This is a genomic window from Leptolyngbya sp. PL-A3, from assembly GCF_039962325.1.
GTDB lineage: Bacteria > Cyanobacteriota > Cyanobacteriia > Elainellales > Elainellaceae > Vacuolonema.
In genome coordinates this window covers 86,214-109,793 of sequence record NZ_JAMPLB010000016.1, presented here as the reverse complement: position 1 = coordinate 109,793, position 23,580 = coordinate 86,214, and the positions used below count along the sequence as shown (strand labels likewise).

Annotated in this window: 23 protein-coding genes; 1 reads left to right on the top strand and 22 read right to left on the bottom strand. The window is 55.9% G+C overall.

Annotation, left to right across the window (positions count from 1 at the left end; all coding sequences use genetic code 11):
• Positions 1-10: 10 nt before the first annotated feature.
• The gene (locus NDI52_RS14370) at positions 11-505 is read right to left on the bottom strand and encodes a hypothetical protein (RefSeq protein WP_190773095.1); all 495 of its coding nucleotides are present in this window, start codon (positions 503-505) and stop codon (positions 11-13) included.
• 74 nt (positions 506-579) lie between these two features.
• On the opposite strand from NDI52_RS14370, the gene NDI52_RS14365 reads away from it, so the two are divergent.
• The gene (locus tag NDI52_RS14365) at positions 580-711 is read left to right on the top strand and encodes a hypothetical protein (RefSeq protein ID WP_277874851.1); all 132 of its coding nucleotides are present in this window, start codon (positions 580-582) and stop codon (positions 709-711) included.
• Positions 712-740: 29 nt separating this feature from the next.
• Here NDI52_RS14365 and NDI52_RS14360 read toward each other — a convergent pair whose 3' ends face one another.
• From NDI52_RS14360 to NDI52_RS14260, 21 genes are all read right to left on the bottom strand, one after another.
• Positions 741-7,403: a hypothetical protein gene (locus NDI52_RS14360; RefSeq protein WP_348256449.1), complete on the bottom strand. Its 6,663-nt coding sequence runs from the start codon at positions 7,401-7,403 to the stop codon at positions 741-743.
• 53 nt (positions 7,404-7,456) lie between these two features.
• On the bottom strand, positions 7,457-8,149 hold the full coding sequence (locus NDI52_RS14355; protein WP_190773093.1) for a hypothetical protein: 693 nt from the start codon (positions 8,147-8,149) through the stop codon (positions 7,457-7,459).
• Positions 8,150-8,192: 43 nt separating this feature from the next.
• Positions 8,193-8,417 carry a hypothetical protein gene (locus NDI52_RS14350; RefSeq protein ID WP_206758189.1) on the bottom strand — a complete coding sequence of 75 codons (225 nt, stop codon included), beginning with the start codon at positions 8,415-8,417 and terminating at the stop codon, positions 8,193-8,195.
• Positions 8,417-9,118, bottom strand: a complete 702-nt coding sequence (locus tag NDI52_RS14345) for a hypothetical protein (RefSeq protein WP_190773091.1) — start codon at positions 9,116-9,118, stop codon at positions 8,417-8,419. Before NDI52_RS14345 ends, NDI52_RS14350 begins: the two co-directional genes overlap by 1 nt.
• A gap of 42 nt (positions 9,119-9,160) precedes the next feature.
• Positions 9,161-9,589, bottom strand: a complete 429-nt coding sequence (locus NDI52_RS14340) for a hypothetical protein (protein ID WP_190773090.1) — start codon at positions 9,587-9,589, stop codon at positions 9,161-9,163.
• A 39-nt stretch (positions 9,590-9,628) separates the two neighbouring features.
• A complete protein-coding gene (locus tag NDI52_RS14335; protein ID WP_190773089.1) occupies positions 9,629-10,018 on the bottom strand; it encodes a hypothetical protein in 390 nt (129 codons plus the stop codon).
• A 141-nt stretch (positions 10,019-10,159) separates the two neighbouring features.
• Positions 10,160-10,621 carry a hypothetical protein gene (locus NDI52_RS14330; protein WP_190773088.1) on the bottom strand — a complete coding sequence of 154 codons (462 nt, stop codon included), beginning with the start codon at positions 10,619-10,621 and terminating at the stop codon, positions 10,160-10,162.
• Positions 10,622-10,624: 3 nt separating this feature from the next.
• Positions 10,625-11,068 (bottom strand): hypothetical protein, encoded by a 444-nt coding sequence (locus NDI52_RS14325; RefSeq protein WP_190773087.1) that lies wholly within the window; start codon positions 11,066-11,068, stop codon positions 10,625-10,627.
• On the bottom strand, positions 11,065-12,708 hold the full coding sequence (locus tag NDI52_RS14320; protein ID WP_190773086.1) for a hypothetical protein: 1,644 nt from the start codon (positions 12,706-12,708) through the stop codon (positions 11,065-11,067). The genes NDI52_RS14325 and NDI52_RS14320 overlap by 4 nt, the downstream gene beginning before the upstream one ends.
• On the bottom strand, positions 12,708-13,742 hold the full coding sequence (locus tag NDI52_RS14315; protein WP_348256448.1) for a hypothetical protein: 1,035 nt from the start codon (positions 13,740-13,742) through the stop codon (positions 12,708-12,710). Before NDI52_RS14315 ends, NDI52_RS14320 begins: the two co-directional genes overlap by 1 nt.
• Positions 13,743-13,745: 3 nt before the next feature.
• Entirely contained in the window at positions 13,746-14,486 is a 741-nt protein-coding gene (locus tag NDI52_RS14310; RefSeq protein WP_190773084.1) for a hypothetical protein, read from the bottom strand.
• Positions 14,487-14,533: 47 nt separating this feature from the next.
• Entirely contained in the window at positions 14,534-17,425 is a 2,892-nt protein-coding gene (locus NDI52_RS14305; RefSeq protein ID WP_348256447.1) for a hypothetical protein, read from the bottom strand.
• 9 nt (positions 17,426-17,434) lie between these two features.
• On the bottom strand, positions 17,435-17,713 hold the full coding sequence (locus tag NDI52_RS14300; protein WP_190773082.1) for a hypothetical protein: 279 nt from the start codon (positions 17,711-17,713) through the stop codon (positions 17,435-17,437).
• 4 nt (positions 17,714-17,717) lie between these two features.
• Positions 17,718-18,095 (bottom strand): hypothetical protein, encoded by a 378-nt coding sequence (locus NDI52_RS14295; RefSeq protein ID WP_190773081.1) that lies wholly within the window; start codon positions 18,093-18,095, stop codon positions 17,718-17,720.
• Positions 18,095-18,484 carry a hypothetical protein gene (locus NDI52_RS14290; RefSeq protein WP_190773080.1) on the bottom strand — a complete coding sequence of 130 codons (390 nt, stop codon included), beginning with the start codon at positions 18,482-18,484 and terminating at the stop codon, positions 18,095-18,097. Before NDI52_RS14290 ends, NDI52_RS14295 begins: the two co-directional genes overlap by 1 nt.
• Positions 18,485-18,584: 100 nt before the next feature.
• Positions 18,585-19,571 carry a major capsid protein gene (locus NDI52_RS14285; RefSeq protein WP_190773079.1) on the bottom strand — a complete coding sequence of 329 codons (987 nt, stop codon included), beginning with the start codon at positions 19,569-19,571 and terminating at the stop codon, positions 18,585-18,587.
• 159 nt (positions 19,572-19,730) lie between these two features.
• The gene (locus NDI52_RS14280) at positions 19,731-20,477 is read right to left on the bottom strand and encodes a hypothetical protein (protein ID WP_348256446.1); all 747 of its coding nucleotides are present in this window, start codon (positions 20,475-20,477) and stop codon (positions 19,731-19,733) included.
• Positions 20,478-20,524: 47 nt separating this feature from the next.
• Positions 20,525-20,710 carry a hypothetical protein gene (locus tag NDI52_RS14275; RefSeq protein ID WP_190773077.1) on the bottom strand — a complete coding sequence of 62 codons (186 nt, stop codon included), beginning with the start codon at positions 20,708-20,710 and terminating at the stop codon, positions 20,525-20,527.
• Positions 20,707-21,612, bottom strand: coding sequence for a minor capsid protein (locus tag NDI52_RS14270; protein ID WP_190773076.1), 906 nt, complete (start codon positions 21,610-21,612; stop codon positions 20,707-20,709). Before NDI52_RS14270 ends, NDI52_RS14275 begins: the two co-directional genes overlap by 4 nt.
• Complete coding sequence (locus tag NDI52_RS14265; RefSeq protein WP_190773075.1) at positions 21,612-21,974, bottom strand: hypothetical protein; 363 nt, start codon at positions 21,972-21,974, stop codon at positions 21,612-21,614. The genes NDI52_RS14270 and NDI52_RS14265 overlap by 1 nt, the downstream gene beginning before the upstream one ends.
• A 14-nt stretch (positions 21,975-21,988) precedes the next feature.
• Positions 21,989-23,566 carry a DUF4055 domain-containing protein gene (locus NDI52_RS14260; RefSeq protein ID WP_190773074.1) on the bottom strand — a complete coding sequence of 526 codons (1,578 nt, stop codon included), beginning with the start codon at positions 23,564-23,566 and terminating at the stop codon, positions 21,989-21,991.
• Positions 23,567-23,580 lie beyond the last annotated feature (14 nt).

The window sequence follows — 23,580 nt, the reverse complement described above, 5'->3', positions numbered from 1 at the left end:
GATCGCCTCACTACAAAATTTCTTGCACCGTTAAATCCACGATGTGGAGGTCGCCCTCCGGAGCAGGCCCAACATACTCGCCGTGGGAATCGCCAGTGGTGACTTTTACATTGAAGCGAGCATAACCCTCAGTTGCCCCGCTGCCTTTCACTACCGACCCGCTGACGATGAGCTTGGGGTGAGGAGCTGGAAATGGAAAGACCTTCCGGACCTCATCAGTGAAGCGGATGAGGTAGGGGGTACCGTCGCTGAGCTCTGAATCTTGCTTAGCTATGAGCTCATCCAGGTCGCTGAGCCTCGCCGCCGTTACCCGGCCCCCAATCGACCAGGTGTATTTTGAGCCGATCGCCCGTGCTCGGATGATGTCTTTCCCCGCTTGGTTTTCGCCGTCAACGAATGCGGCCTGGTTCCAGACCCGACCATAGCCACCATCACGCAGTGGCGAGAAACTGACGGTGGCGATGATGCCTAATGGATCTGCAAAAGTAACGTCGCTAACCGCCATATCTCTTCCCTCGTCTGTCCTAGCGAGGGTTCCAGAGGGAGGCACCCTCCAGGCAAAAGTTGAAGGTGCTACCTATGGAAATACGTGGATTGTTTGTTGGGACTGCGATCGCCCTAATCGCCTTTCTGGTGTTGGCAGGTGTGGCGAGCGCGAAGAATCCCCCCTGTGAAGCTAAATATCCTGAATGTGCAGTAGAGCCGCGCTAAGCGCGGTCCTACTATGGAACTCCATAGCCCTATCGCCCCTTGCGACGCATCCCCTGCTTGGCGATCGCTTCCGCCGTCTGGGCTGCTGCCAGTCGTGGGTCAGATACCCCATTCACCTCAATCTTGTTAGTGATTTCAGTGGTGGCTGCCCCATCCCGCAGCAGGCCATCAATGCTCCGAAGCAGTTCCACTGCCGTCCCCAGGTCTTGCATCTGGGGGTCATTTTTGGGTGCGATTGCTCGTGCCCCTGGGTTTGGCATGCTCAACTGCGGTGCGAGCGGCGCGGGTAGCCTGGCCTGGGCAATGTTGGGGGGCAGCATTGAGGCGGAGGTCGTTGCGGATGAGAGCTGGTTGATGCGGTCCCTCATCTCACGGGTGAAACCGCCTTCCTCACCGAGTTGCCGAATCGTGCCAATCTGCGAAGTGTTCAGGTTGTTGACTGCAGCTTGCTGAGATGCGGCCTGAGCTGAACGCTGAATAGCCTGGGTTTGGTCCAGAGTAGAGCGCGATCGCTGGGTATCCTGGGTCAGGCTTTGCTGGATGGACAATTGAGCCTGGAGGTTATCCAGCTCTGCTTGAGTAGCGCCGGTGCGTCGAGCTTGGGAGATTTCAAGCTCAAGCTCCAATTCCCGCTGGCGACTCAGCCGGATCTCCCGCTCCAGTTCCAGCCGTGCCTGCTGCTGGGAGAGGGCGAGCTGCTGGGCCTCGATCGCCTGTTGCTGGATGAGCTGTTGCTGCTGTTGGCCTAACAGGTCTAGCCGGAGTTGGGCAGCTCGGGCTGTATCACCACTAGCCTCTGCCTGAGCAATTTGGGCTTCAGTTCCCGAGTTTTGGAGTTCTGCCAGAGCTGATACCAGACCGGCCTGGGCACTGAGCAAATTGTTCTGCTGTTCGACGGCTTGGGTCTTACGGTCGAATGCAGCCTGCTCCAACCGGGCACGAGTATCAGCGACCAGTTTGGCCTGCTTCAGTTCCTCCTCAGCCTGCTGTTTGGCCGTCTCAGCCGCGCGCTCCCGTGCATCAATCTCCGATTCAATCCGGCTTAGGGTGGCATTCTCAATCTCACCCTGGAGCTGGGCCTCACGCTCGGCAAATTCTTCAGCTGAGAGAATGCCCTGGTTGCGAAGCTCCTGAACCTGCTGCAATTCAGCCGTCTTCAGGGCCAAAATCTCATCACTGGCCTGCTGCTCCGATTTCACTAGAGCGTCATCGGCTTGATCCTCGGACAACCCTCCGGCTAGTTGCTGCTCACGGATGGCGATCGCCCGTTCATTCTTGCCCTTCTCAATGGTCCGTTGCTCGGCCTTAGAAATTTCCTCAAGGTCTTCCAGTCTGCGCTTCTTCTGTTCTTCCTGGGCTTGAATCTGCTCCTCAAGCGCCTGGACGTTGAGCTGCCCAATTTCGGTCACCAGGTCGCGCTCGCGCTCAGCCGCCTCTTCAGCACTGATAGTCCCAGCCTGGCGCAACTGCTGGATGCTGGTCAGTTCTTGCCGTTTTGCCGCGATGGTTTCATTAATGCTGTCGGCTTGGATTTTGGCGATCGCTTCCGATGCCTCCTCCTCCGACAGTTGCCCCGCTAGTTGTCGTTGACGGATGGCGGCGGCTCGTGCGCTCTGGGATTGCGTAATGCGAGCATCCGCATCCGCATTGGCCTTCTCAATTTTCTCCAGGGCTACTCGCTCAACCCGCTCCCGTTCGTCTGCTAACTCCTGTTGAACTTCCAGACGGTCATCAGCGATCGTGCCCTCGACCTGTAGGATCTCTTTTTCGAGCTCCGCGATCTCGCCTGGGTCGGAGGTTCCTTCCTTCGCCTCCTTCAGTTTTTGGAGTTTTTGTTCATTCAGTCCGATCCGCCGGTCAAGGATCTCCTGTTCCTGATCGGCGATAGATTGCTCGATTTCGACCTCGCTTTTCCCAGAGGCCCGGAGAACAGCCTCGCGTTGCTTCGCCTCGACTTCGAGCGCCGCGAGCTGTTTATCCTCCTCGGCGGTCGGCGAGCTCATATCGTCGGGGTTGATGTCGGCCTCCAGGCCGCCTTCCTCTGATTGAGTGTCGAAACCCTCGCGACCGCCGCCGCTCCCGCTAAATGCCTGCCGTTGCCTAAATGCCTTCTGAGCTTCGTCGACGCTCGGCGCGAGGTCGTCAGCGGCTCGCTTACTTTCAATAAACGTGCCAATTAAAGGGATCCGCTCGATAATCGCCCCGAGCCCTCCGAACTTATCGACTAAGGCGGCGATCGCATCGCCGACGGCGTTAACGGCTTGATAGAGCGTCCCGAATAGCTCGATCGTCGGACTAATGAAGGGGTCGAGGATAGCAAAGCTAATCTGAACAGTTGCAGAGAGGCCCTTGATCGTATTGCTCAGCGCCTCAAGAAAGGAGATGAGCGATTGAATGGTTTCGCCCGGCGATTCGCCCTGAGCGAAGGCCGAAATCGTGTCGACCACCGATGCCCCGACTTCGTCGATTATGTCGATGAGTCGGAGACAGTTTTCGGTAATGTTGGCGATGAGCTTCGGATCGTCTTTCAGGGCGTTGCCGAACCGGGTCGCGGCGTCGGTGAGATCATCGAAGGAGCCGCGATCGACCAGCTGCTGGCCAACCTGGTTCGCGATGTTGAGAATCCCTGAGAGAAACGGCTCTAAGGCCGCCCCCACGTCGTTAATCAGGGTTTCGATGGAGCCCTTAAAGTTTTCGCCGAGGCGGGTTAGCGTGCCATTTAGAAGGGCGGCCCGGCGCTCGACGGCTCCACTGGCATTGGCTCGGGCTCCGTTGAGAGTGTCGATGAATTTGGTGCCTACCTTATCCATCATTTCGAGGAACCCGCTCGCCCCTTCGCGACCGAAAACTAGGGTCGCGAAGCGCAGCTGCTCCTGTTGTGACTTGCCCTGGAGGGCCGCCGCAAAATCCGTATAGACCTGGGCGAGGCCTTTAAATTTGCCCTGAGCGTCGAAAGCCTCGACGCCGATTTTTCTCAGCTCGACCGCCGCCTTATCGGTCGGCCCGGATAGGGCGAGTAATGAGGTTTTGATCGAGGTCGCAGCGACGCGATCGCTGAAACCGGAGGCACGTAGGGTCGCGAAGGCGGAGGCGAGTTCCTCAAAACCAATGCCCGCTTTCTTCGCGGAAGGCCCGGCCTGAGCGAGTAATTTTTCGAATTCCCTCGGGCCTCCCGTCGAGCCGATCGCCGTCGTATCAATGAAGTATTGAATTTTGTCGGCGGCGGTTTCGGCGGTTTCGCCGAAGTCCTCGAAAATTGAAACGGTCTGAGTAACCACTCGCCCGACCACCTTAACGTCGCCGCCGAGGGAGTCAGCTAACAAGGTGATCGGCCTGAGCTCCTCCTCGGCTTGCTTCGCGGAGCGACCCATCGAAACCAGCATAGAAGCCGTTTCGGCGAGCTCAGGCGGCGCTTTCGTCGAGGTCTTCGCAATCTCGCGGATCTCCGCCTCCAGGCTATCGAGCGAATCAACCGGGACTTGTGCCTTACTTGCGAAGTCGGTTAAGGCGAATTGATAGTCGGCAAAAGTCCCGACTGAGGTGGCGATCGCCCCCTCAATTCCACTCACAGCACCCTGTAGTGCATTGACAGCGGCCTGGGTACCCGCCTGCGCAATCCCCTGAGCTACGCCGGTGACTATGCCATTGAGACCACTCAATGTGTTTTTGGCCTGCCCTGCGACGGTCTCCAATTTGTGGAATTGGTCCGCAGTGAGGCCCAGCTCTGAGCGAAGGGTAGTGAAAGCCTGAGCCGATGTTGCACCCGATCCTTTGAGCTGCTGGAGCTGAGTGATGGCAACACGGGCTTCTCTTGCCGTTAGGCCGAGGCCTTGAGATAGCTGGAGGGCTTGTGAGTAGGTGCCCCCAAAGGATCGGGCGAGCTTCGTCACTTCGGCGGAAGCATTGCCACTGGAGGTGGCGATCGCAGCCTGTTTTGCCGATAGCCCATTGGCCGCCTGACTCAAAGTGCTGATCTGTTTGGCATTAAGGCCAAACTCACGGGACAGAGCCGTATATTTCTCGGCGGTTGTTGCTCCAGCGGCGGCTAAAGCTTGCATTCGTGCCAGCGCCTCTTTAGCTGCACTGCCAGTAATGTTGAGAGAATCGGCGAAGGCTTTAGCACTGCCGATGTTCCCCCCTAAAGTTTTGGAGAGATCGACCAGCGCTTTACTTTCAATCTTGGGAGCGATCGCCACAGGAACGGTGGCAGCTTTGTAGTCAACCTTCACCTGGCGGCGATCGATCTCCTGAACGGGTTTAGAGGCCTTAGCTGCCTGCCTTAGCCTGATTTGCTCTAGGGCATATTCGCCCTTAATCCGTGCCTCTTGTAGGCGTGCTTCGGCCTGCTGTAGCTTGGCGTTGGTTCTTAACTCCTCCTGAGCGGTTCTTTCCTTCGCCGTCGAAATCGTGGCTGTAGCCTTAATCTCAGCGGTAGCACGCTGTTCAGCCGCTTTGCCCAGTGTAGTTTGGGACTTAATCTGCTCCTGAGCCGTGCGTTGATTAGCCTTCTCAACCTCACTACTTGCCTTAACCTCAGCAGTGGCACGTTGCTCAGCCGCTTTGCCCAGTGTGGTTTGAGACTTAATCTGCTCCTGAGCTGTGCGTTGATTGGCCTTTTCGACCTCACTACTTGCCTTAATTTCGGCGGTGGCACGCTGCTCAGCCGCTTTGCCCAATGTGGTCTGGGATTTGATTTGCTCCTGGGCAGTACGCTGATTAGCTTTTTCGATTTCACTGCTTGCCTTAATCTCAGCAGTGGCACGCTGCTCAGCCGCTTTGCCCAGAGTGGTTTGAGACTTAATCTGTTCCTGGGCCGTGCGCTGATTGGCCTTCTCAATCTCACTACTTGCCTTAATCTCGGCGGTAGCACGTTGCTCAGCCGCTTTGCCCAGTGTCGTTTGAGACTTAATCTGTTCCTGGGCCGTGCGCTGATTGGCCTTCTCAATCTCACTACTTGCCTTAATCTCGGCGGTAGCACGTTGCTCAGCCGCTTTGCCCAGTGTCGTTTGAGACTTAATCTGTTCCTGGGCCGTGCGCTGATTGGCCTTCTCAATCTCACTACTTGCCTTAATCTCGGCGGTAGCACGTTGCTCAGCCGCTTTGCCCAGTGTCGTTTGAGACTTAATCTGCTCCTGAGCTGTGCGTTGATTAGCCTTTTCGACCTCACTACTCGCCTTAATCTCAGCGGTGGCACGTTGCTCAGCCGCTTTGCCCAGAGTGGTTTGAGACTTAATCTGCTCCTGGGCTGTGCGCTGATTGGCCTTTTCGACCTCACTACTCGCCTTAATCTCAGCGGTGGCGCGTTGCTCAGCGGCCTTACCTAATGTGGTCTGGGATTTAATCTGCTCCTGAGCAGTACGTTGATTGGCCCTCTCAATCTCACTACTCGCTTTGACTTCGGCGGTAGCACGTTGCTCAGCAGCTTTGCCTAGCGTGGTTTGGGATTTGATTTGCTCCTGGGCCGTGCGCTGATTGGCCTTCTCAATCTCACTACTTGCCTTAATCTCGGCGGTAGCACGCTGCTCAGCCGCTTTGCCCAGTGTGGTTTGGGATTTGATTTGCTCCTGAGCTGTGCGTTGATTGGCCTTCTCAATCTCACTACTTGCCTTAATCTCGGCAGTGGCGCGTTGCTCAGCCGCTTTGCCCAGTGTCGTTTGAGACTTAATCTGCTCCTGAGCTGTGCGTTGATTAGCCTTTTCGACCTCACTACTCGCCTTAATCTCAGCGGTGGCGCGTTGCTCAGCCGCTTTGCCCAGAGTGGTTTGAGACTTAATCTGCTCCTGGGCTGTGCGCTGATTGGCCTTTTCGACCTCACTACTCGCCTTAATCTCAGCGGTGGCGCGTTGCTCAGCCGCTTTGCCCAGAGTGGTTTGAGACTTAATCTGCTCCTGAGCTGTGCGTTGATTAGCCTTTTCGACCTCACTACTCGCCTTAATCTCAGCGGTGGCACGTTGCTCAGCCGCTTTGCCCAGTGTCGTTTGAGACTTAATCTGCTCCTGAGCTGTGCGTTGATTGGCCTTTTCGACCTCACTACTTGCCTTAATCTCAGCAGTGGCGCGTTGCTCAGCAGCTTTGCCCAATGTGGTTTGGGATTTAATCTGTTCCTGGGCCGTGCGCTGATTGGCTTTCTCAACATCAGCCCCAGCTCTTGTTTGAGCGATCGCCTGCTGGCTGTTCAGCTTAGCGGCGGTGTCTTGAGATTTGCGATCGTTGCTGGCGGTTTTGGTGGCCTGCTGAGCGGCGGCATTTTCCTGAGCCGCCTTCTTCTGAGCAGCGGCCTGGTCAGCGGCAGCTTGGGCAGCGGCCTGCTCCCGGTCTTGCAGTCCTTTGTAGGCATTGCTAAGGCCCCGTACCTGATTCTCGCTGAGCCCAAATTCAGCATTGAGAGCCTTGAATGTATCGGTGGAACTGGCCCCAACGCTCTTTAATTCTTTCAGCCTATTAAATGCGGAATTAGCTGCTGTTCCTGTGAGTTGGAGGCTTTCAGTAAATTTCTGAACCGCCGAAAAACTAACGTTCAGCGTTTTTGCAAGCGCGATGAGGCTGCGGTTTTCGACCTCGGGTTTGACATCTACCTTGACATCCTTAACCTGTTTGCGAATCTCGCCCTCAAGTTTCTTCGACTCTTGGTTGAGTTTCGCAAAGTCATAGCCAACCTTTAGCTCGACTTCGTTGTTACCATTGCCGCTCATACAAACCCCAGTAGGTCACCCACAGTGGGCGCTTCGGGGTGATGGTTCCAGGGCTAGGCAGCAGCTCTCTTCAGCACTTCAGGCTCAATCATGTTCGCGGCCCACTGTGGGCACTGATTGGTATCAATCAACTCTTGGAGAATCCGAGCCGCATCGGTGGGAAGCTTGGCCACCTCGGCCTGAATCCGGAGCTCCCGCCCATATGGCTCAAGGTCACCAACCTCAATCTTTTTGACGCCCTGGGCCTTGAGCAAATATGTAAAACCGAGGGCCAGGGGTAGGGCACTCAAAGAAGCCCTCTGCAACTCGACACGGCCCAGTGTGGCGATCGCCGCCTCGATTTGGTTCAGGGGTACTGTCTGAAATTTCTGGGGGGTCCATCGGGGGTCACCCGGCATTGCGGTCGCCAGCCGCACATACACTTCATTCCAATCGACCCCATCAACTGGCTCGTCAGAGCTGCCCTTGCGGGGCTCAGTGACAATCGTAGGGTCGGCCCATCGCCGGCGCTCGCTTAGCAGAAAGTCTGCGATCGCCTCAATGGTTTCTGGTGCCAAATCTTCAACCTCGGCCCATGAGTAATTTGCTCTGACTCGGGAGACCAGCAGTATGGAGGCAAGGATCTTGTTCAGCAGGGGAGCGAAGGCGATCGCTGCTACTGGGTCGGCTAGGTCCTCCCGCAGCTCCTCAAGGCGACCTTCGACAGCCAGATGCTCCCATAAGGTAAGGCTCCCAAATTTCGACACGGGGCCGACGTCTGGGAGCTCAATGAATTCCTGATACGGATTGTTAAACAGGAACATCAACCCGCCTCACTTTGGTTCCGTAATGTCTTCCGGGCTTATGGTCCGCTGTGAGCTCAATTGTCATCGTCGCGCCCACAACCCCTTCAATACAAACCTTGTGCCGCCCTGGTCGTGTCTTTTCCCGCACCAAGAGGATGGCGATCTCCAAGCGATCGCCATCCTCTTGAATCCCACAGCCCGTAACTGTCCGTGAGCTAAAAAAACGCATTAGACAGGCGTAGCGTCTGCGAATACGGGAGGAGCAGCGAAACCAAGGGTTACGTCGGCACTGATCAGACCATCAGCGGGAGCATTCTTGGGTAAGCCGGTTACGCTACAAACCCCTTTCACGATGTCACCCGTGCTGTAGGCCAGCGGATCCTGGTTGGGGTACTCAACAATCACATAAACAAACTGCTGATTCGCTTGCGCGAACTCAAGCATTTTGTAGGCTGCGTCATTGGCGTTGTAGTAGCCAGGGAGGTTTAGACCAGTGGCGATCGACACACCAACCCGCTGCTCAAATGCGGACTTCAGAGTAACGTAGGTCACCTCGTTCGATGAACGGTCGAGGTCCACACCTGTACGGATTTGCAGCTCGGGGGGCCATGCTGCAATGGAGCCAGAGGCGATATCACGGGGGATGATGTCGACGGCGATCGCTACATCAGCCGCTTCTGCTGCTTCGACGACCTTGGTTGCGACGACCTGACCATTTTCCGCTTCCCATGCCAGGTAGGCATTCTCGGGGATGGATACGCCGGTAGCAAGTGCGGGGGTCGTGATGGAAGCGGGGGTCGTCGTATCTTTTGCAGCCAATGCAGCCAGCGTGATGCTCGTCTCGACAGGCTCGGCGGTACTGCCCTTGGGGAGTAGCGCGACTTTGATAGTGGTACCTGTACCGAGTACAGGAGTATAGTTGCCAGCCATTCGGGAATTCCCTCAAAAAACTGTCGGGAGGGTTCCAGATGGCTACTGAGCCCAGTGAGATGTCAAAGAGATGACAAAGTTCATACTGCCAATACGGTCTAGGCGTGCGCTCGCGCGGCTACCTCGTGGTGGGTCCACTTTCAGATTTAGGTAGCCTTTCTGGAGGGCCATCATGGCTCGCTGGGTCGGTTCAAAGAGGGGCTGACCTGGTGTGTGCTGTGCAAGGACAATCACAGCTCGCTCGGTGCCTAATCCCTTATTTCCCAGCAGTTGAGTGAAAGGAATCTCCAGGTCGACCACGATGGTTACCTGCAAGCCAGTAATAGATTCCCAATCATTCACCAGGTCTTCGGTGCCATCATCCAACTGCATAGCGGGGATGGTTGCCCCGCCATGCGTAGTGAAGTAGCCTAACTCCCCACCCAAAGCATCAGTGAGAATCGATCGCACACGTTCATAGTCGAGAGCCATAGGGCAGTCCTGCAATTTGCCCCGATGGTTCCAATGGCACTAGCGCAGATACTTCTTCAACCGCTCCTCAAAATATTGCGACGGCTTAGTGACGAAGACAGCCGCTGCCATCCAGGGCCGACCTTGGACAAAGTTACCAGCGGAGGTGACGTGCCCGTTGTAAACATGGCTAGCGTAGATACCTTTGCCCTGGTCCGCATCGTTCACAAGCCTGTACTCTGTCTCGCTTACCTTCTCGACCCGCTGCGCTTTCTCCAGCGTCTCCGTGTCGATGATGTCCTGGTCGCTCGACTCGAAGTAACCAGGGGTGGCAATGATCCTCAGCGATTCCTTATTCAGTTCCTTCGCCAGGTCACGCAGCGCTTTCTTTGCAGCATCGGCGATCGGGCGCTGGTCAATTTTGATTTCGATCCTGCTACTGTTGCTCATACCCAATACCTACCTCGGTAACTGTGCAGGGATGGTACCGGGCAGGGCTCTGGAACTCCATAGCCCTCAATAGAAAAGCCCCCGGTAACGAGGGCTCGAATGCTAGTTTCGAAGATCTTCTTGTTGGATTGTAGCGATCGCCTACGAAGTACGCTCTGTGCCCTGGATCTGGAAAGTTGCACCCTTCAGCCAGTAGCCCTGGAACTCGCGAACAATATCGACCCCTACCCCAACCAGGTAGGGGTTTCGCGCTTTCTTGTCCCAGTAGAACCGGCCCACTTCCCCATCAAAGGTGGCAAGGCATGGGGTGTTCCAATCGATTAGGGTATCCAGCAGAGTGGTATCTCCCTTTGTCACTGGAAGGGGGGCAATAATTCGCCCTTTGATGAACACGGCCCGAGAGTCAACACCCATCTGCTCAGGGGTACGGGTGGCGATTCTTGCAACTGAATCAGCTGAAACCTGCTTCATCACAGCCCTCACCCGTACCCACTGCTTCACGGGTACGGTGTTGTTTTTGCTGTCGACGGTTACACCAGAGCCTTGCGCCTGAAACTGACCACTGAAGTTTTCAAACCTGGTGAAGGGCGATCGCTGTGCCATGGTTTAAACCTCCAGGTATCCTTCAGGGCTGAATCGAAACGGGATGTTGGCCTCGGTGGCGATCGCATTCCAGGACCCGACCTCAAAGACAGTGGGAGCAGTGCTGCTCGGGATTAGCGAAACGATTAAGCCCCATAGGAGTTGAAGTGCCGGAACGTTAGGTGCGTCAGGCTCATTCTTATTAATTTCTGAGGCTAGGGATGCCTGATCAATCGGTTCACCGTAAGAGACAACCCGACGAAACCCAGGATCACCAAGCATCCCCAAGCGGAATACTGCCCAGCTAGGAGCTGGAGGTGGGATAGGAATCTGGGGCAACTCATCCCCTGCTTCGTAATAGCGGTAGACCCCAGCGGGTACGTCGATCGCCGTCCATTGGGTACCAGGTGGAGACTCAGGAGGGGCGATCGAACCATCATCTAGATAGGCCAGAGGGGCAGTGATCATGGGGTATCCCTCCAGACGGTGATTACAAGGTTGTGGAGCGTAGTGGTGAGATTCTGGCTTCTAAAAACCACCTGAATCTTCTGGGTTGAAGCTCGGTTGATTGCGCCCGTTGTGGGTGCTGTAGCATTTGAACCAAGGTTTGTATCCCCCAGAACTGCTAACCAAAAATCGGCATCACGGACCTTTATATAACGTTGAACCCCGACCGTATTGATCGTGGCGTTGAATAACGTGTAGAGATCCAGGGATGTCACACCGTCGCGAATCCACCGAAGCCAGAGGCCGCCCGAAGCAGACATTGTGCCCCCGCCCTGGGCATACATCGCGATGTGAACGGTGTCGCCACTTTGGAGAGCGGGAAGGGTAAAATCAACCACTGTCACGTCATTGGCACCACTAGCTACGGCTTGCAAGTTGCCAAACTCCCGATGGGCAATGATACTTCTGGCTCCATACACCCCGAGGTTGGAGCAGGCTGTAGCAGGGCTGGCCACGTCGCTCAGGTTGTTCGATCGCAGCAGTGCCCCGGATTGGGAAACAACCCCACCACTGAAATTCCCAAACTGGTTGGTTCGCACAAACCTGGCAGTGGTCAGGTCAGTTGTCCCGGCAGTGGCAGCGATCGCTCCCACCACAAAGCCGCTCGTCTCGAAGGAAGCTGGTGCCAGAGCAAACGGGTCTATCGAGCCGAGTGCCACAACCGCTTCATCAAGGTTGTTGTAATACTGGTCGCCGTAGACGATGCGCGTGTTTCCGCCAGGGAACCGGAAGATGAAATGCAGGCCGACTCTGGAAGTCGAGCCAGGGATTGCAGCGACCGCTCCATTGGGAGCGTAGTTCCCCACCTGAATATCAGACAGGTCGGGAGCGAGTGGACCTGCTGGGATGGCATAGCGAAACCTGCCAGTTCCCGCAGAGTCGAAGGCGTCAAAGGTTACAACGTTCGGATCGAGATAGCTAAACGGGTAGTTTGAGCCGAACTTGAACAGCCCTCCCCCTGTCATTGCCAGCTTCAATGCCCCGCCACCCTTGGATGGAGTGAGGTCGCTTCGACCTGCTCGCAGCGTCCCCAGTGCCTCACCCAGATCTCGGGTTGCCAAGCTTGCCTGCTGCACCGGCGAAGCTTCCGACTCAAGCGCCGAGATAACTCCATTGGTGAATGAGGTTCTGAATAGGTAGAGGCGCGATCGCCGTTCCGAGCGAGTGGGTTTGGTGGTCTGCTGCTTGATGGTATCGGACGCATCATCCACATACCACCAGGTCTGACTGGTCGTTGTGTTGGCGATCGCCAAACCTGTCTTCGCGGTCCACGAAACCGCTGTATAGGTCGGATTGCTGGCATCTGCGTTGTTGAGGAGTTGCCCTGCCCCGGCTGTTATCGATACCGTCGTACCGACACCGATTCCACCTACAACAGAAGAAATTCCCCCATACCGTATGCCACTGCTGCGGGCATTCAGCAGTGCTGTGTCTACTGCTTCAGCCCAGGCCTGGAGGCTGGCTACAGGCACAACCTTCATGCTCGTGGTTACCAACCGAATTGCTGATGCGGCTAGGCCCTCAGCAAGGGATTCCAGCGCTGCCTTGATATTGGCAGCGCTGGGAATCAGGCTATTGATGTTGCTCGATCCAAATCTCATCAGCCCACCACCGTCACTCTCCAGGTACCCGTCAGAGCCCCGAAGCTACTGAAGTCGCAAGTGAGGGCGGTTGTGCTGGTATAGGTGATTTCGTCGGGCTCACCGATCGCCTTCCCAGAGTTGTCAATGATCCGCACATCGGGGCATTGGTTGCCCAGGTTATGGGTCACCGTCAAAACCCCAGCGACCAACGTTGCATTGGTAAAGGTGGTTTGGAAGACGCGAGCGATCGCCACCTCAGCTCCAGCAAGGCCAGCCATCCAGCGGTCGTTGCTCTCATCCCATAGCAACGTTGCATCAGTGCTGTTGCCGCGCTCTACCTGGATACCAGCGTTTTCTGAAGGGGTGCCAGTGACATCGGAGTTGAGGACGATGGTATTGTCGGCGATCGCCATCGTTTCACTGTTGATGGTGGTTGTGGTACCACGAACAATCAGGTTCTCAACTTCGAGGCTGGCATAGCCGCTGTCTGCCAGGTTGCGGAGCAGCAAAGTGCCAGCGCTGTTCTTCAGCCGAACCCCAGTGCCAGTGCTGTCGATAGAAAAACTGGCCTGAGTGGTGCCGGTGTCAGTATTTTGGGTATGCAGTCGGGAGTCATTACCCACGGTGAATGAGGTGCCGGAGGTGCCAGCCAGGAAAGAGACATCGGCCCAGGCGATCGCCCGGAAGCCTGGAGTTGCAGCTCCCCCACTGGTAGGCCCTGCAAAAAATGTATTGGCGTTCTGGTTATCAAGGGTGAGGGTGAGGGTGCCAGCGGTGGTTACCGGGTTTCCACCCACGGCAAGGAAGCTAGGTGCAGTTAGATCAACGCTGGTGACGCTACCGCCTCCACCAGCCGCCTGAAACTGCATCTTCCCAGCACTGGTCACCACCATCATCTGGGTTGAGGCTGGCAGGGCATCAGGCAGCTCTAGATAGTAACTGCTAGCCGGATCAACCGATTGAGGCCCACGGATGCCAACATAGGTGGCAGAGGCGGCGCTACGAAAGAAGCGCACCCCCAGGTTTAAAAACTTGCGAAGTCCGGTAAACATATATCAGGCAACCAACGACACGCGCCACGTGCCGGATATGGGGACAAAAGATTCGAGATTGATGGCGATCGCGTTCAGGGAGATGACATCCACCCCATCGGGAGCAACAGACTCACCAACCGGGTTCCACACCACCACACCCGATGGACGCCGGTTCAGGTCATGCACCACCGGTAACAACCCCGCCACTGTCAGATTTGTGCTGGTGAAGGTTGTCTCGAAGGCAATGCCAGCGTCACCACTGACCGGGTTTTGGGCGATGTAGGTGGCGATCGCCGCATCCACAATTGCAGTGCTGAAACCAGCAACACCTTCGACCGTGACCTGGCCATTGACCTGAACTGTGAGCCGTACCTGGGGAGCGAAGCTGCCATCGGTGGAACCGGAGCCAATGAGAGCGGATGGATCACTGATGACATCTGTGGCACTCATCCGGCCCCGCAGGATTCGAACGGGTTCCTGGTCGGGGAGCCGTGCCAGGATGTCGTAGTTGCAATTGCCGGGGGCAAGTGGCAGAGCTGCGGTGATGGAGCGTGCCAGGGTGCAGTTGATTTGGGTGGTGTCGGTTCCGTCGTCATAGCTGGGAGCTTCAAACGACCATGACCCGAGTGGTGCACCGCTGCTCGCCTCAATGCCTCCCAGAAATGCAGCAGCGCTCCAGTCGCCTGGATAACTCAAGGCAACTCGGAACGCTAACCCCTGCTCGGGTGCATATTCTCCTGAGAAATTGAAGATGGAAGCCATGGGGCGATCGCTGCTAACTCATGCCCCAAGGGTTCCAGGGTCTAGAATTAGGCCACTACAGGCCCAACGGCTGGGGAAACGGGGAACTCGTCATAGCCGCGCCCATCCACAAAATAAGGCGCGTATCGGATGAGTTTTCCAACCTTAGATGCGGGAATCAGATAGGTGTAGGCTGTAGCGCCAGCAATGGCAACCCAGCCCGCGTTATCGTCGTACTCCTCAAACTGCCCAGCGACCGGCCCGCCGATGCCGTTGTAGCTATCCCCAGCAGAGCCCTGCAAAATTTGCCCAACCTTTGCCTGGCCTGAGATACCCGCCGCTCCCAGAACGTTTACATAATTCGTTGGGGGGCTGTATATCTCCCTAAACACGCCCTGGCCATCGAGATACAGGCCATAGGCGCGGATCAGGCGATCGCCCTGGGCAATGGTAGGAGCAAAAACTTGGCCCGTTGAATTAGCGATCGTTTGCCAGCCGATATCTGCTGAATCTGAAACTTGCCAGCGCCAGAGGATGCTGCCCTGAATTCCGCCAGTGTCAACGGCTGAGGCGCTCAGCGCCTGCCCCACCTGGGCGATACCATCAACTGAGGCCGCCCTAGTGCTTGCCCCAGCGGCAACGATAGGCCCAGCAGGGGCACTCGTTACGGTCGCAACATACCCAGCCAGATCGGTATAGGATGCGATCGCCCGGAAGTACGCGCCGCTGTAGCCTGGCTGTACTGTGATGGTATTTGCGGTCAAACCGAGGGCAAGCCATGATCCAGGGGCAAAGCTTGAATCATAGGTATATTGCCAGGTGTAAGACTCTGATCCGCCTTCAATGTTGTTGCCGTCGATAATCACGGCGGATAGATCCTGATACTCTGCCAGCGTCCCCTGGATAACCAATGAGCCAGGCTGATCTGGCACGATGATCGCGGCGGATGCTGGGCTCAACACTGTTGAGGTATTGCCCAGGTTATCGGTGTAGGTTGCCCCAAACCTGATCCGCTGGCCGTTCAAGAAATTATCATCCAGCAGATACTGGGCCGCCGTTTCCCCTGCAATGGTTAGCCAGCTTACCCCATCTAACGAGCGTTGCCAGTATCGGGATTGAACAGAGGCAACGCCATTAGGATCGCTAACAACTCCCTCAACCGTGTTCCCATAGCTAACAGCGCCCTGGATGGATGCGGATCCTGGCTGATCAGCAGGGGCGATCGCCCCAGTTGTTGCAAACACCGTTTTGAATCCAGGCGATTGATCCAGGTATCCAGCAACTAGCCTGTATTGATAGCCTGAGGCATCTGAGGGCAACAACAATAAGGATGATGGGCCAGAGGAAACCGCAACCCAGGCCAGGCCATCTAAAGACCTTTGCCAGTCGAAAAAGGCAGTATCAACAGGGCCATCTGCATTGCTCAGAGTAGCGCTGAGATATTCACCTACCCGCCGCTGGCCGTTGATCGTCAGTATGCCGCCGCCGATGGTTGGGCTGGCAACACCGCCCAGCTTTGAATACAGGCTTTCCTGTCGCCCTAAATTATCGGTATAGGTTACAACAACAAAGATGGATTTATCGACATCTGCGCTAGTTGCCGTGTAGCTCTGGCCCGTTGCTCCGGAGATGGGCTGAGATGCCCCCAGGCTGAAATCAAAGCGCCACCATTGAAACGTGATCGGGCCGCCTATCCCGTTGGGCGTTGTAACGATCGCTTCAACGACATCACCGGGGAAGATGGGATATTCAACGCTTAAATTAACCTCCCCATAGGGAATCAATACCGGATCGCTAGTGGCTGTCTCATTCGCTCCCAGGCCATCCACATAAAAGGCCGTTACACGGAACCTAGAGCCGCGATCGCTAAAGCTTGGATAATACTCATTACCAAACCCATCAGCGGCCAGCCAGGGGCCGTTATTGGTTGAGACTTCCCAAACCCAATTAATCGGCCCAGGAATGCCGTTGATGTCAGTTGCGCTGGCGGTGAGTGTTGAACCGACGCGATAGTTACCTGAAATAGTCACAGAGCCTGGGGAGTTAGGCGGGATAACAGGCCCAAACACCTCAGATGTGAAAAGCTCAGAGGTGCCGATATTATCCACAAAAGAGCCCTGGAAACGGATATATTTTCCGGCCAGTGATGGCTCAACATTCAGGGCGAAACCGTATCCAGCGATCGCCGTCCATGGGCCTGCTGGGAAGCTTGCAAACTGCCACCCATAAACAGGGGTATCAGAGAAAGACCAGCCGTCAGCATCAATTGGAATGGATGCATATAGCTGATCGCCTACCGTTACGGTTGTAATATTGCCGCCGCCGCCATCGGTAATGTTGATGGATCCAGGGGTGTTATTAACGGTGCCAGTAGGCTCAGATGTAATGGTGTCCTCGTATCCCTGCCCATCAACATAGGTTGCTGTGAGCCGATATCGATAGCCTAAATCTGATGTCGATAGGGTATACCTGGGCGGCTGATTCAACGTAGAACTGGATACAAATTGCCAGATCTCACCTGTAAGCGATCGCTCCCAGATGGCTGTTTTGTAGCGGTTGATTCCGTTGATATCAAATAGAAAACCGTCTAGGAAATTGGCGGTTTTTACAACAACGACAAAACCCAGGAAATTAATATTTCGAACATAGTCCTCTGTTTCTATGGTCAACGTTCCAGGGTTGCCCTCACTATCCAGATACTGAATAGTGAGCCGCATGTTATAGCCCATATCGGCGGCATCAAGAACAATAGAGGCCGTTGAGTAGGCGACCTCTGAATAATCCTCATAGAACCGCTCCCAGAGGTAGGAAACAATTGACGCAACGCCCGCAACGATAACGGTCAACGTTTCCCCAACCACTAGCGATCCGCTGATACTGGCAGAGGGCGGAACCTCAGGCCCAACGCCCCCCAGCGCTCGTCGCGTCGATAATCCCAGCCCTAAACCTAATCCAGGCATAGTTTTGACCTACCGAGAGAACACTAGAAGGCCACCGGAAGCCAGGGTGATGCTGGTCACGATCGCCCCATAGAAGGGAAAGGACTGGCCAGGTGCCAGTGATAAGTTGAGTGTTCGCACCCCTTCACCCTGAATCGTCACGCTGGTAATCACACAGCCATTGCCATCAGCCATCAGCGCAAACCATGCGCCATTGTTGTAGGTGCCAGCACCGTTGAGGTACTGAGGGAAGCCACGGCCCCCCAGGTCGAAATCGAAATTGTGATTGCTGCTTGGGATGTTGCTCAAGGGGTTACCTCAGATTGGATACGCGATTCGAACCGCCCATCATGCGGCGGATCTCGGCCTGCTCAGATGGCAGGAATAAAGCTTTGAGAATCTTGTCGGCGTAGTAGACTTGCTCGTTTTGGAAGCCCTTCACCTGGCCACCCGGCTCCCACTCCACAACATCTGCACGGGTCATGAAGGCATCGCCAGCAGCCGCGTTGCGGTTCTCTTCGGCTTCCTGGTACTTAACGACATACTCCTCAATGCGAGCGATCGCCGGTTCCCCGCCGTAGTTAGCAACCCGATCCAACGCTCCCTGGGTGAACTCCACCCAGATAGGAGCAACTACCGGTAAGCTGAGGGCATCCATCACAGCATCAAGAGTGGTGGGGGCGAATGGCATTACTCGGGAGCCTCCCAAGCAGCGATCTCAGTCCAGTTAGCACTTTGCAGGTCGGTCATGGCTGCGACCTGCTCTAGTGCCACAAATCCGTTCTCAGGCCGGACATCAAAAATCTTTTGAGCTCCCTTCGCACCAATGGTGGGGAGCTTTTCAATTGCTTTGGCGCTGGCAGCTCCATTTATGAGGGCCAGGGCAGCGGGGAGGGGCGTGGTGGGCATCTCATCCTCCGGCTGCTCGCCTGTAACTCCGGCGTCAGATTCCTGCACTGGCTGTTCTTCCTGAGGCTTGCGGAGGTACTCTGCTGCCTCCTGATACCCAACTTCCTCCACGGGTTTGTTCATCCGCTCGGCTGCAATGCGCCGTGCTCGCATAAATCCTGAAGCGCCCATAGTTCCTCTCGCTCAACGTCTCGCGGCGAGGGTTCCCCCCATAGAAAAAGCGATCGCCCCCATCACAGGGCGATCGCTCAACTAACGAAACACCAAGGCTTTAGCCGTTCGTGCGAAGCAGGATGAGTCGGGTATTTTTCTTGGTGTAAACCCGAGACCAGTTGGTCCCAACTGCCAGTTCACCGTTGCTGGGGGAGGTGCCAGCAGGGGTTCCCTGCCAACGCACACCAACGGGGTGGAGAACGAAGCGACGGCGGTTCACCAAGTAGTCATCACCTTGCAAGCTGTCACGGTCAGTCTCAACCGCATCCATCGGATCTAAGGTCGCTTCACCATAGTTGATGGAGCCAGCGCCGAAGAGATAGGTGTCGTACTTGAAACCAGAGGTGGTGCCAGCAACCTTCGGCATTCCATCATCTACAATCACCTGACGGCCCTTGTACCGAGGCAGAGAGATACCCTGCTCAGAAGGGGCGTCGAACTGAATTACATCCTGGTCTAGCAGGCTGTAGTAGATGTCTGAGTGCATGGCGATCGCCGTGATGGCATTGGTCGCATCACCCAGCTTCTTCAGGGCATTCAGGGTAGCACCAGAGCTGATCAGGTTATCAGCAGTGGCAGCATTACCCGCTTCAATGGACAAATCCAACACTTGCTCACTCGCCATTGTGGCAGAGGCAAACACACCACGCAGGGTAGCAATCAGGGTCGCTTGCATATCACGAGCCCACCAGTCAGCCACCAGGTCAGCAATCTGCGCCATGGGGTCAGCACCGGATTTGGCCTTAGCCAGGAAGTTCGCACCCCAAGCCTTACCACGCTGATGGATGGAGCAAATATCACGAGCAGAGGTGATGTTGTTGACGGTCAGAGGCACAGTCTCAGACAGCAGTTCAGATGAGCCAGAGAGATCCTGGAAGAAAGGCATGTTTGCAGTTGAACCACCGCCAGTGGCGATCGAGTTCAACTCTTCATTGGATTCGATGATGCTGGACTGGTACAGAGCAGACAGGTCAGCAGTACGCTCAAGTACATACGGAGCAAAGATTTCTGGGACGATGACGTCCGCCAAACGGGTAGGGGCCAAAATAGTTCTCCTGTGTTGGTCGATTGGCTAACTGGGGCCATCGGCCACGCAGGCGATCGCTATCAGCGATTGCGCCGGGAGGGTTCCCGCAACAAGAAAGCGCCCCTGGTGGAGCGCTTGGTGGTTTATGGGTTGTCTATCTTCCTGAGCCCCGGTGCTTCATTTCCCGGCTGCGGCTTTCAGACGCTTAGCTTCCTCGGGATTCTCGCGGGTGATTCGGCCCTGCTCGGTGAGGTTGAAGGTTTCCTTCTTCCAAGGGTTACTCTTGGCCTTTACCCCACCGACACCCGCCGATGAACCGGAGCCAGAGACACCACTCGCTTTAAAGTGGTGCAAGTTGTCCTCTTCCATTTCGAGGGCTTTGATGCGGTCAGCAATGGACTTATAGTCGCCGCTCATCACGAGCTTGCCGTCGTCATTGCGCTCAACCTGGCCTTCGAAAAACAATGTCCAGAATTGCTGAGGGTTGCGGACTTGGTACTGTGGCTTGCTCAGCTCTGCAATACCATCCGACTTGATAAGGGCAACGCGGCTCTTTTCCTTCTCCTGAGCAGCTTCCTGCTTCTCAGTAGCTCGCTCGTCTTCCAGAGCTTTAATACGGTTCTCCCAGCGCTTGCGGTCTTCTTCATACCGCTTCTCATAGGTCGCCTTCACATCGCTGGAGCCAGATTCAAATTTGTCTTTGATCTCGATCAGCTCATCAATATCGAGGTCCTGATCGACGTACTTTTCAAACTTGGTGAATTTGTCTTTGGTTTTGCGGACGGTAGCTAGCAGCTCGTCACGCTTCGCCAGTAGTTTTGTTTTCTCGTCTTCCAAGCCAGAAACAGCGGTTTGCAAATCCCCAGTGAGGTAAGCGATCGCTTCTTCCAGCGTGTCAAAGTCGGTACGGATTTCGATTCCCATAGGGTGGGCATAGCCTTAAATCGTCAGCGGGATAGTTCCCGCCAAGGCTATGGAGTTCCAGAGTGGGGGCGATCGCCCGGCTCATCTGGCACCAAACTCCACCAATGCTGGCCACAGCTCCAGGTCTGGTCCCCTACAAATTCAACCTCTTTAAAGCAGATGGGGCAAATGCCTTCGGTGAGGATGGCGGCCTGGTCAGGGGTTAGGGCATCACCTATGTTGGGTTCATTCATCGTGGGCTCCACGTTGGTTTAGGAGGGCGATCGCGCCCGGCTGCTCGCTCGAAGGGGGCGACACTATTCGCGACCCTCTTCCCAGCATTCCTCAATTCTTTCATTGCTGCTAGTGAGGCAGCGCGTGACCACTTTTGAAAGCGCGGATCTCTAAGGTCGACTTCCAGCAGGGGTAACAGGAGGCATCGACAGAAGACGTGGAGCGGGGTCGCAATTTCCCCGAGCTGGTAGACCAGTCCCTGACGAGGGCTGCAATACCCACACACCTTGTCATCACCAACCGTGTAGAACATCACCAGCGCCACTCCAGCGGCCTGGTAGGTGGCGATCGCCCCTCCATTGAGGGCACCGCTGGCTTCCGTCTCTACGATTGCCCGTGCTCGAGTTTTTAGCTCCCCCGCTCCCTTTCGGATCTCGGTCAGCATGGCTCGCGCCCCCTGACGACGGCTAAACCCAAATTCAGCCAGAGCTGAAAGCTTGGACTGGAACCGAGCGTTATGGGAGTACAAGCGTCGGACGGCTTCGGCTGCTAGGGCTGCGATCGCCACGGTGGAGATGACCGGAGCACTGTGCCCAGTCAGCTCACGGCCTAACTGTGCACCGCCCTGGGTGTTCGTCTCAATGAGCTGCTCGAATAGGTCGAGGTAGTCGGCCTCCATAGCTGGGTTGATCAGCTGCGATTGCTGTCTTAGTTGATCCATCAGCACCGCTCGCTTCTGCGATGGGGTGAGGGATGGGTTCAGCAGCAGGGCCGTGTAGGTCGGGATAAATGCCCTCTCAAGCACTTGCAGTGCATTGTCGATGCGAAGGTCTATCGCTGCGATCGCCTCCTTCTCCAACAACCGGAAGCGGCGATCGTAAGCGTCTATCAGCTCGGGTAGAGCATCCCATTCAAGGAGCATTACTCACCCGCTTCCCCTAGAACCAGGTCAGCATCAATGACATCCACAGCATCTCCAATGACAGGCCCTTCGGCTTCTACCGTGATTAGTTCATCCGCAGCCAGCCGGATCTTCTTGATGTAGAGCAGAGCGTTAAAGTGCAGGGGCATTGCGCCATTGGCGTAGGACATCCGGCTCTCATAGGGCAGCGGCATTCGGCTGCAATGGGCCTCGGATACTTGACGGGCGATCGCCTCGGTTATGAAGAATTCAACATGCACAACACGGCCCATATCCGTATCCATCAGCTCGGTGCTCTGCACAGGAATCTCAGCGCCGCAAAGTCGGTGGAAGCCTTCGGTGGGGTTAACGAGTGAAATCATGGGATGGTAAACCTCTATTGATCAACTGATTCAGGGTCGGGCTCGGGCTCAGATTCTGGGTCGGCTTCGTCGGGGATGTCCTCTTCCCCGAATGGGTCAGGGAGCTGCTTTGGAGCTGCCTCCTGTTTGTTCTCGGCTTCCAGTCGCTTCACTTCGTCCTCCACAGTCCAGCCATCGGGGAAGCCCAACTCGCCTCGGTGGAGGATCCGCAGGAAGGTTTCAGTGGTAAGCCGTCCGGTGTTCACCACGTCTGCCAACGCTCGCACCATGTCGCTGGTGATCTGGGTGGCGTCGAAGTCACGGGGGATTTCAACCTCTACTGGCTCAAGACCTATGTACTTGCAGTGGATAGCAAGAGCCTGGTTTAAAGCTGTTTGGAAGGCGATCGCCATCTGGCTCAGGATGCTGTCCGATTGCGCGCGGTCTAGCTTTTTCGCGTCGGCACTCTCACCCACATTCTTTTGGGCGTGCATGGCTGCTAGAGCCAGAGAGGCCATCTGCAACTCGCACTTCTCAATGCGGCTCTGAAGGGCGTCATAGCTAGTGATGGGTGCAACAACCCATTCCACCTTTGCATCAGGGTTGGGGATACATACGGCCTCACTGGTAGAGCCGAGGTCTCCCAGCTCATTGGCACTCATCCCAAAAATGAATAGCCGGGGAACAGCACCAATATGGAGCGCATGATCTATGTCACCTGATAACTGATAATGCTTGAGATTTAAGTTGGCGATCTGGGTCATCGGCGGGGCGATCGCCATGTCGTTCTTCTTGTCGACGGCGAACACCACAAACGGCACTTCATCCAGCGAAGTTATCCCTTGCTTGTGGACAAATTCACCATCATCATCCTGCCTGAAGATGCGGTAACGGCAGCGGGTGCCATCGGGGGTGGCCATCAGGTCGTAGACCAACACCTGCTCAATCAACTCTTTCTCAAACTCACTGCCCTCTACGGACTCCTTCACAACCTGATGTAGGCGCACGAAAGACACCTTCCGCACACTGCCCTGTTGGGAATATTCGATGTCGAGAATCTTGGAGCCGGGGTAGAGAATCCAGTAGGGGCGCACCTGGCGATCGCGCTCATCCCGGCGTGTTTGGAGGCCTTCGGTGTCAGGGTAGTCGATGAGCATACCGGCGTAGTTGTAATCCACACCCGACTCAAACCACTCAGCCGAAACGGCATCAATGCCGTCACCTTTGAGGGTCAAGTCTTTAAACTGCGGCTCCACTTCTACAGGAACCTGCTCTGGCATCACCACAGGCTTCCGAAATACTGTGCCCGTCATGCCAGCCACAAGCCGCACATACCAGGGGGTGAAGCCTAACACAGCCCGATTCAGGCGACGGCTATAGGCTTCGTCGTCCTCCATCGGCTCTTTGGGGAGGTACGCCTCACCCATTTCCAATAGCTTCTGAGTGCCACCTCGCACAGCCTCAATGGCATCCCAGTAGGGACACATCTCTTCGTGCAGGTCACCCGGCAAAAAAACGGGCGATCGCTTCTGCTGCGGATCACCTGCTGCTATGTTGGGCTTCCCGTCCCGAACGGCAGTTGCTTTAAATCTGTCGGAATAGTTGTAGGCCATGCGGGGAGGGTTCC

Excerpts from the sequence above, each read along its gene's own strand:
- NDI52_RS14370 (WP_190773095.1), bottom strand. The coding sequence starts at position 505 with ATGGCGGTTAGCGACGTTACTTTTGCAGATCCATTAGGCATCATCGCC.
- NDI52_RS14365 (WP_277874851.1), top strand. The coding sequence starts at position 580 with ATGGAAATACGTGGATTGTTTGTTGGGACTGCGATCGCCCTAATCGCC.
- NDI52_RS14360 (WP_348256449.1), bottom strand. The coding sequence starts at position 7,403 with ATGAGCGGCAATGGTAACAACGAAGTCGAGCTAAAGGTTGGCTATGAC.
- NDI52_RS14350 (WP_206758189.1), bottom strand. The coding sequence starts at position 8,417 with ATGCGTTTTTTTAGCTCACGGACAGTTACGGGCTGTGGGATTCAAGAG.
- NDI52_RS14345 (WP_190773091.1), bottom strand. The coding sequence starts at position 9,118 with ATGGCTGGCAACTATACTCCTGTACTCGGTACAGGTACCACTATCAAA.
- NDI52_RS14340 (WP_190773090.1), bottom strand. The coding sequence starts at position 9,589 with ATGGCTCTCGACTATGAACGTGTGCGATCGATTCTCACTGATGCTTTG.
- NDI52_RS14335 (WP_190773089.1), bottom strand. The coding sequence starts at position 10,018 with ATGAGCAACAGTAGCAGGATCGAAATCAAAATTGACCAGCGCCCGATC.
- NDI52_RS14330 (WP_190773088.1), bottom strand. The coding sequence starts at position 10,621 with ATGGCACAGCGATCGCCCTTCACCAGGTTTGAAAACTTCAGTGGTCAG.
- NDI52_RS14325 (WP_190773087.1), bottom strand. The coding sequence starts at position 11,068 with ATGATCACTGCCCCTCTGGCCTATCTAGATGATGGTTCGATCGCCCCT.
- NDI52_RS14320 (WP_190773086.1), bottom strand. The coding sequence starts at position 12,708 with ATGAGATTTGGATCGAGCAACATCAATAGCCTGATTCCCAGCGCTGCC.
- NDI52_RS14315 (WP_348256448.1), bottom strand. The coding sequence starts at position 13,742 with ATGTTTACCGGACTTCGCAAGTTTTTAAACCTGGGGGTGCGCTTCTTT.
- NDI52_RS14310 (WP_190773084.1), bottom strand. The coding sequence starts at position 14,486 with ATGGCTTCCATCTTCAATTTCTCAGGAGAATATGCACCCGAGCAGGGG.
- NDI52_RS14305 (WP_348256447.1), bottom strand. The coding sequence starts at position 17,425 with ATGCCTGGATTAGGTTTAGGGCTGGGATTATCGACGCGACGAGCGCTG.
- NDI52_RS14295 (WP_190773081.1), bottom strand. The coding sequence starts at position 18,095 with ATGCCATTCGCCCCCACCACTCTTGATGCTGTGATGGATGCCCTCAGC.
- NDI52_RS14290 (WP_190773080.1), bottom strand. The coding sequence starts at position 18,484 with ATGGGCGCTTCAGGATTTATGCGAGCACGGCGCATTGCAGCCGAGCGG.
- NDI52_RS14280 (WP_348256446.1), bottom strand. The coding sequence starts at position 20,477 with ATGGGAATCGAAATCCGTACCGACTTTGACACGCTGGAAGAAGCGATC.
- NDI52_RS14275 (WP_190773077.1), bottom strand. The coding sequence starts at position 20,710 with ATGAATGAACCCAACATAGGTGATGCCCTAACCCCTGACCAGGCCGCC.
- NDI52_RS14270 (WP_190773076.1), bottom strand. The coding sequence starts at position 21,612 with ATGCTCCTTGAATGGGATGCTCTACCCGAGCTGATAGACGCTTACGAT.
- NDI52_RS14265 (WP_190773075.1), bottom strand. The coding sequence starts at position 21,974 with ATGATTTCACTCGTTAACCCCACCGAAGGCTTCCACCGACTTTGCGGC.
- NDI52_RS14260 (WP_190773074.1), bottom strand. The coding sequence starts at position 23,566 with ATGGCCTACAACTATTCCGACAGATTTAAAGCAACTGCCGTTCGGGAC.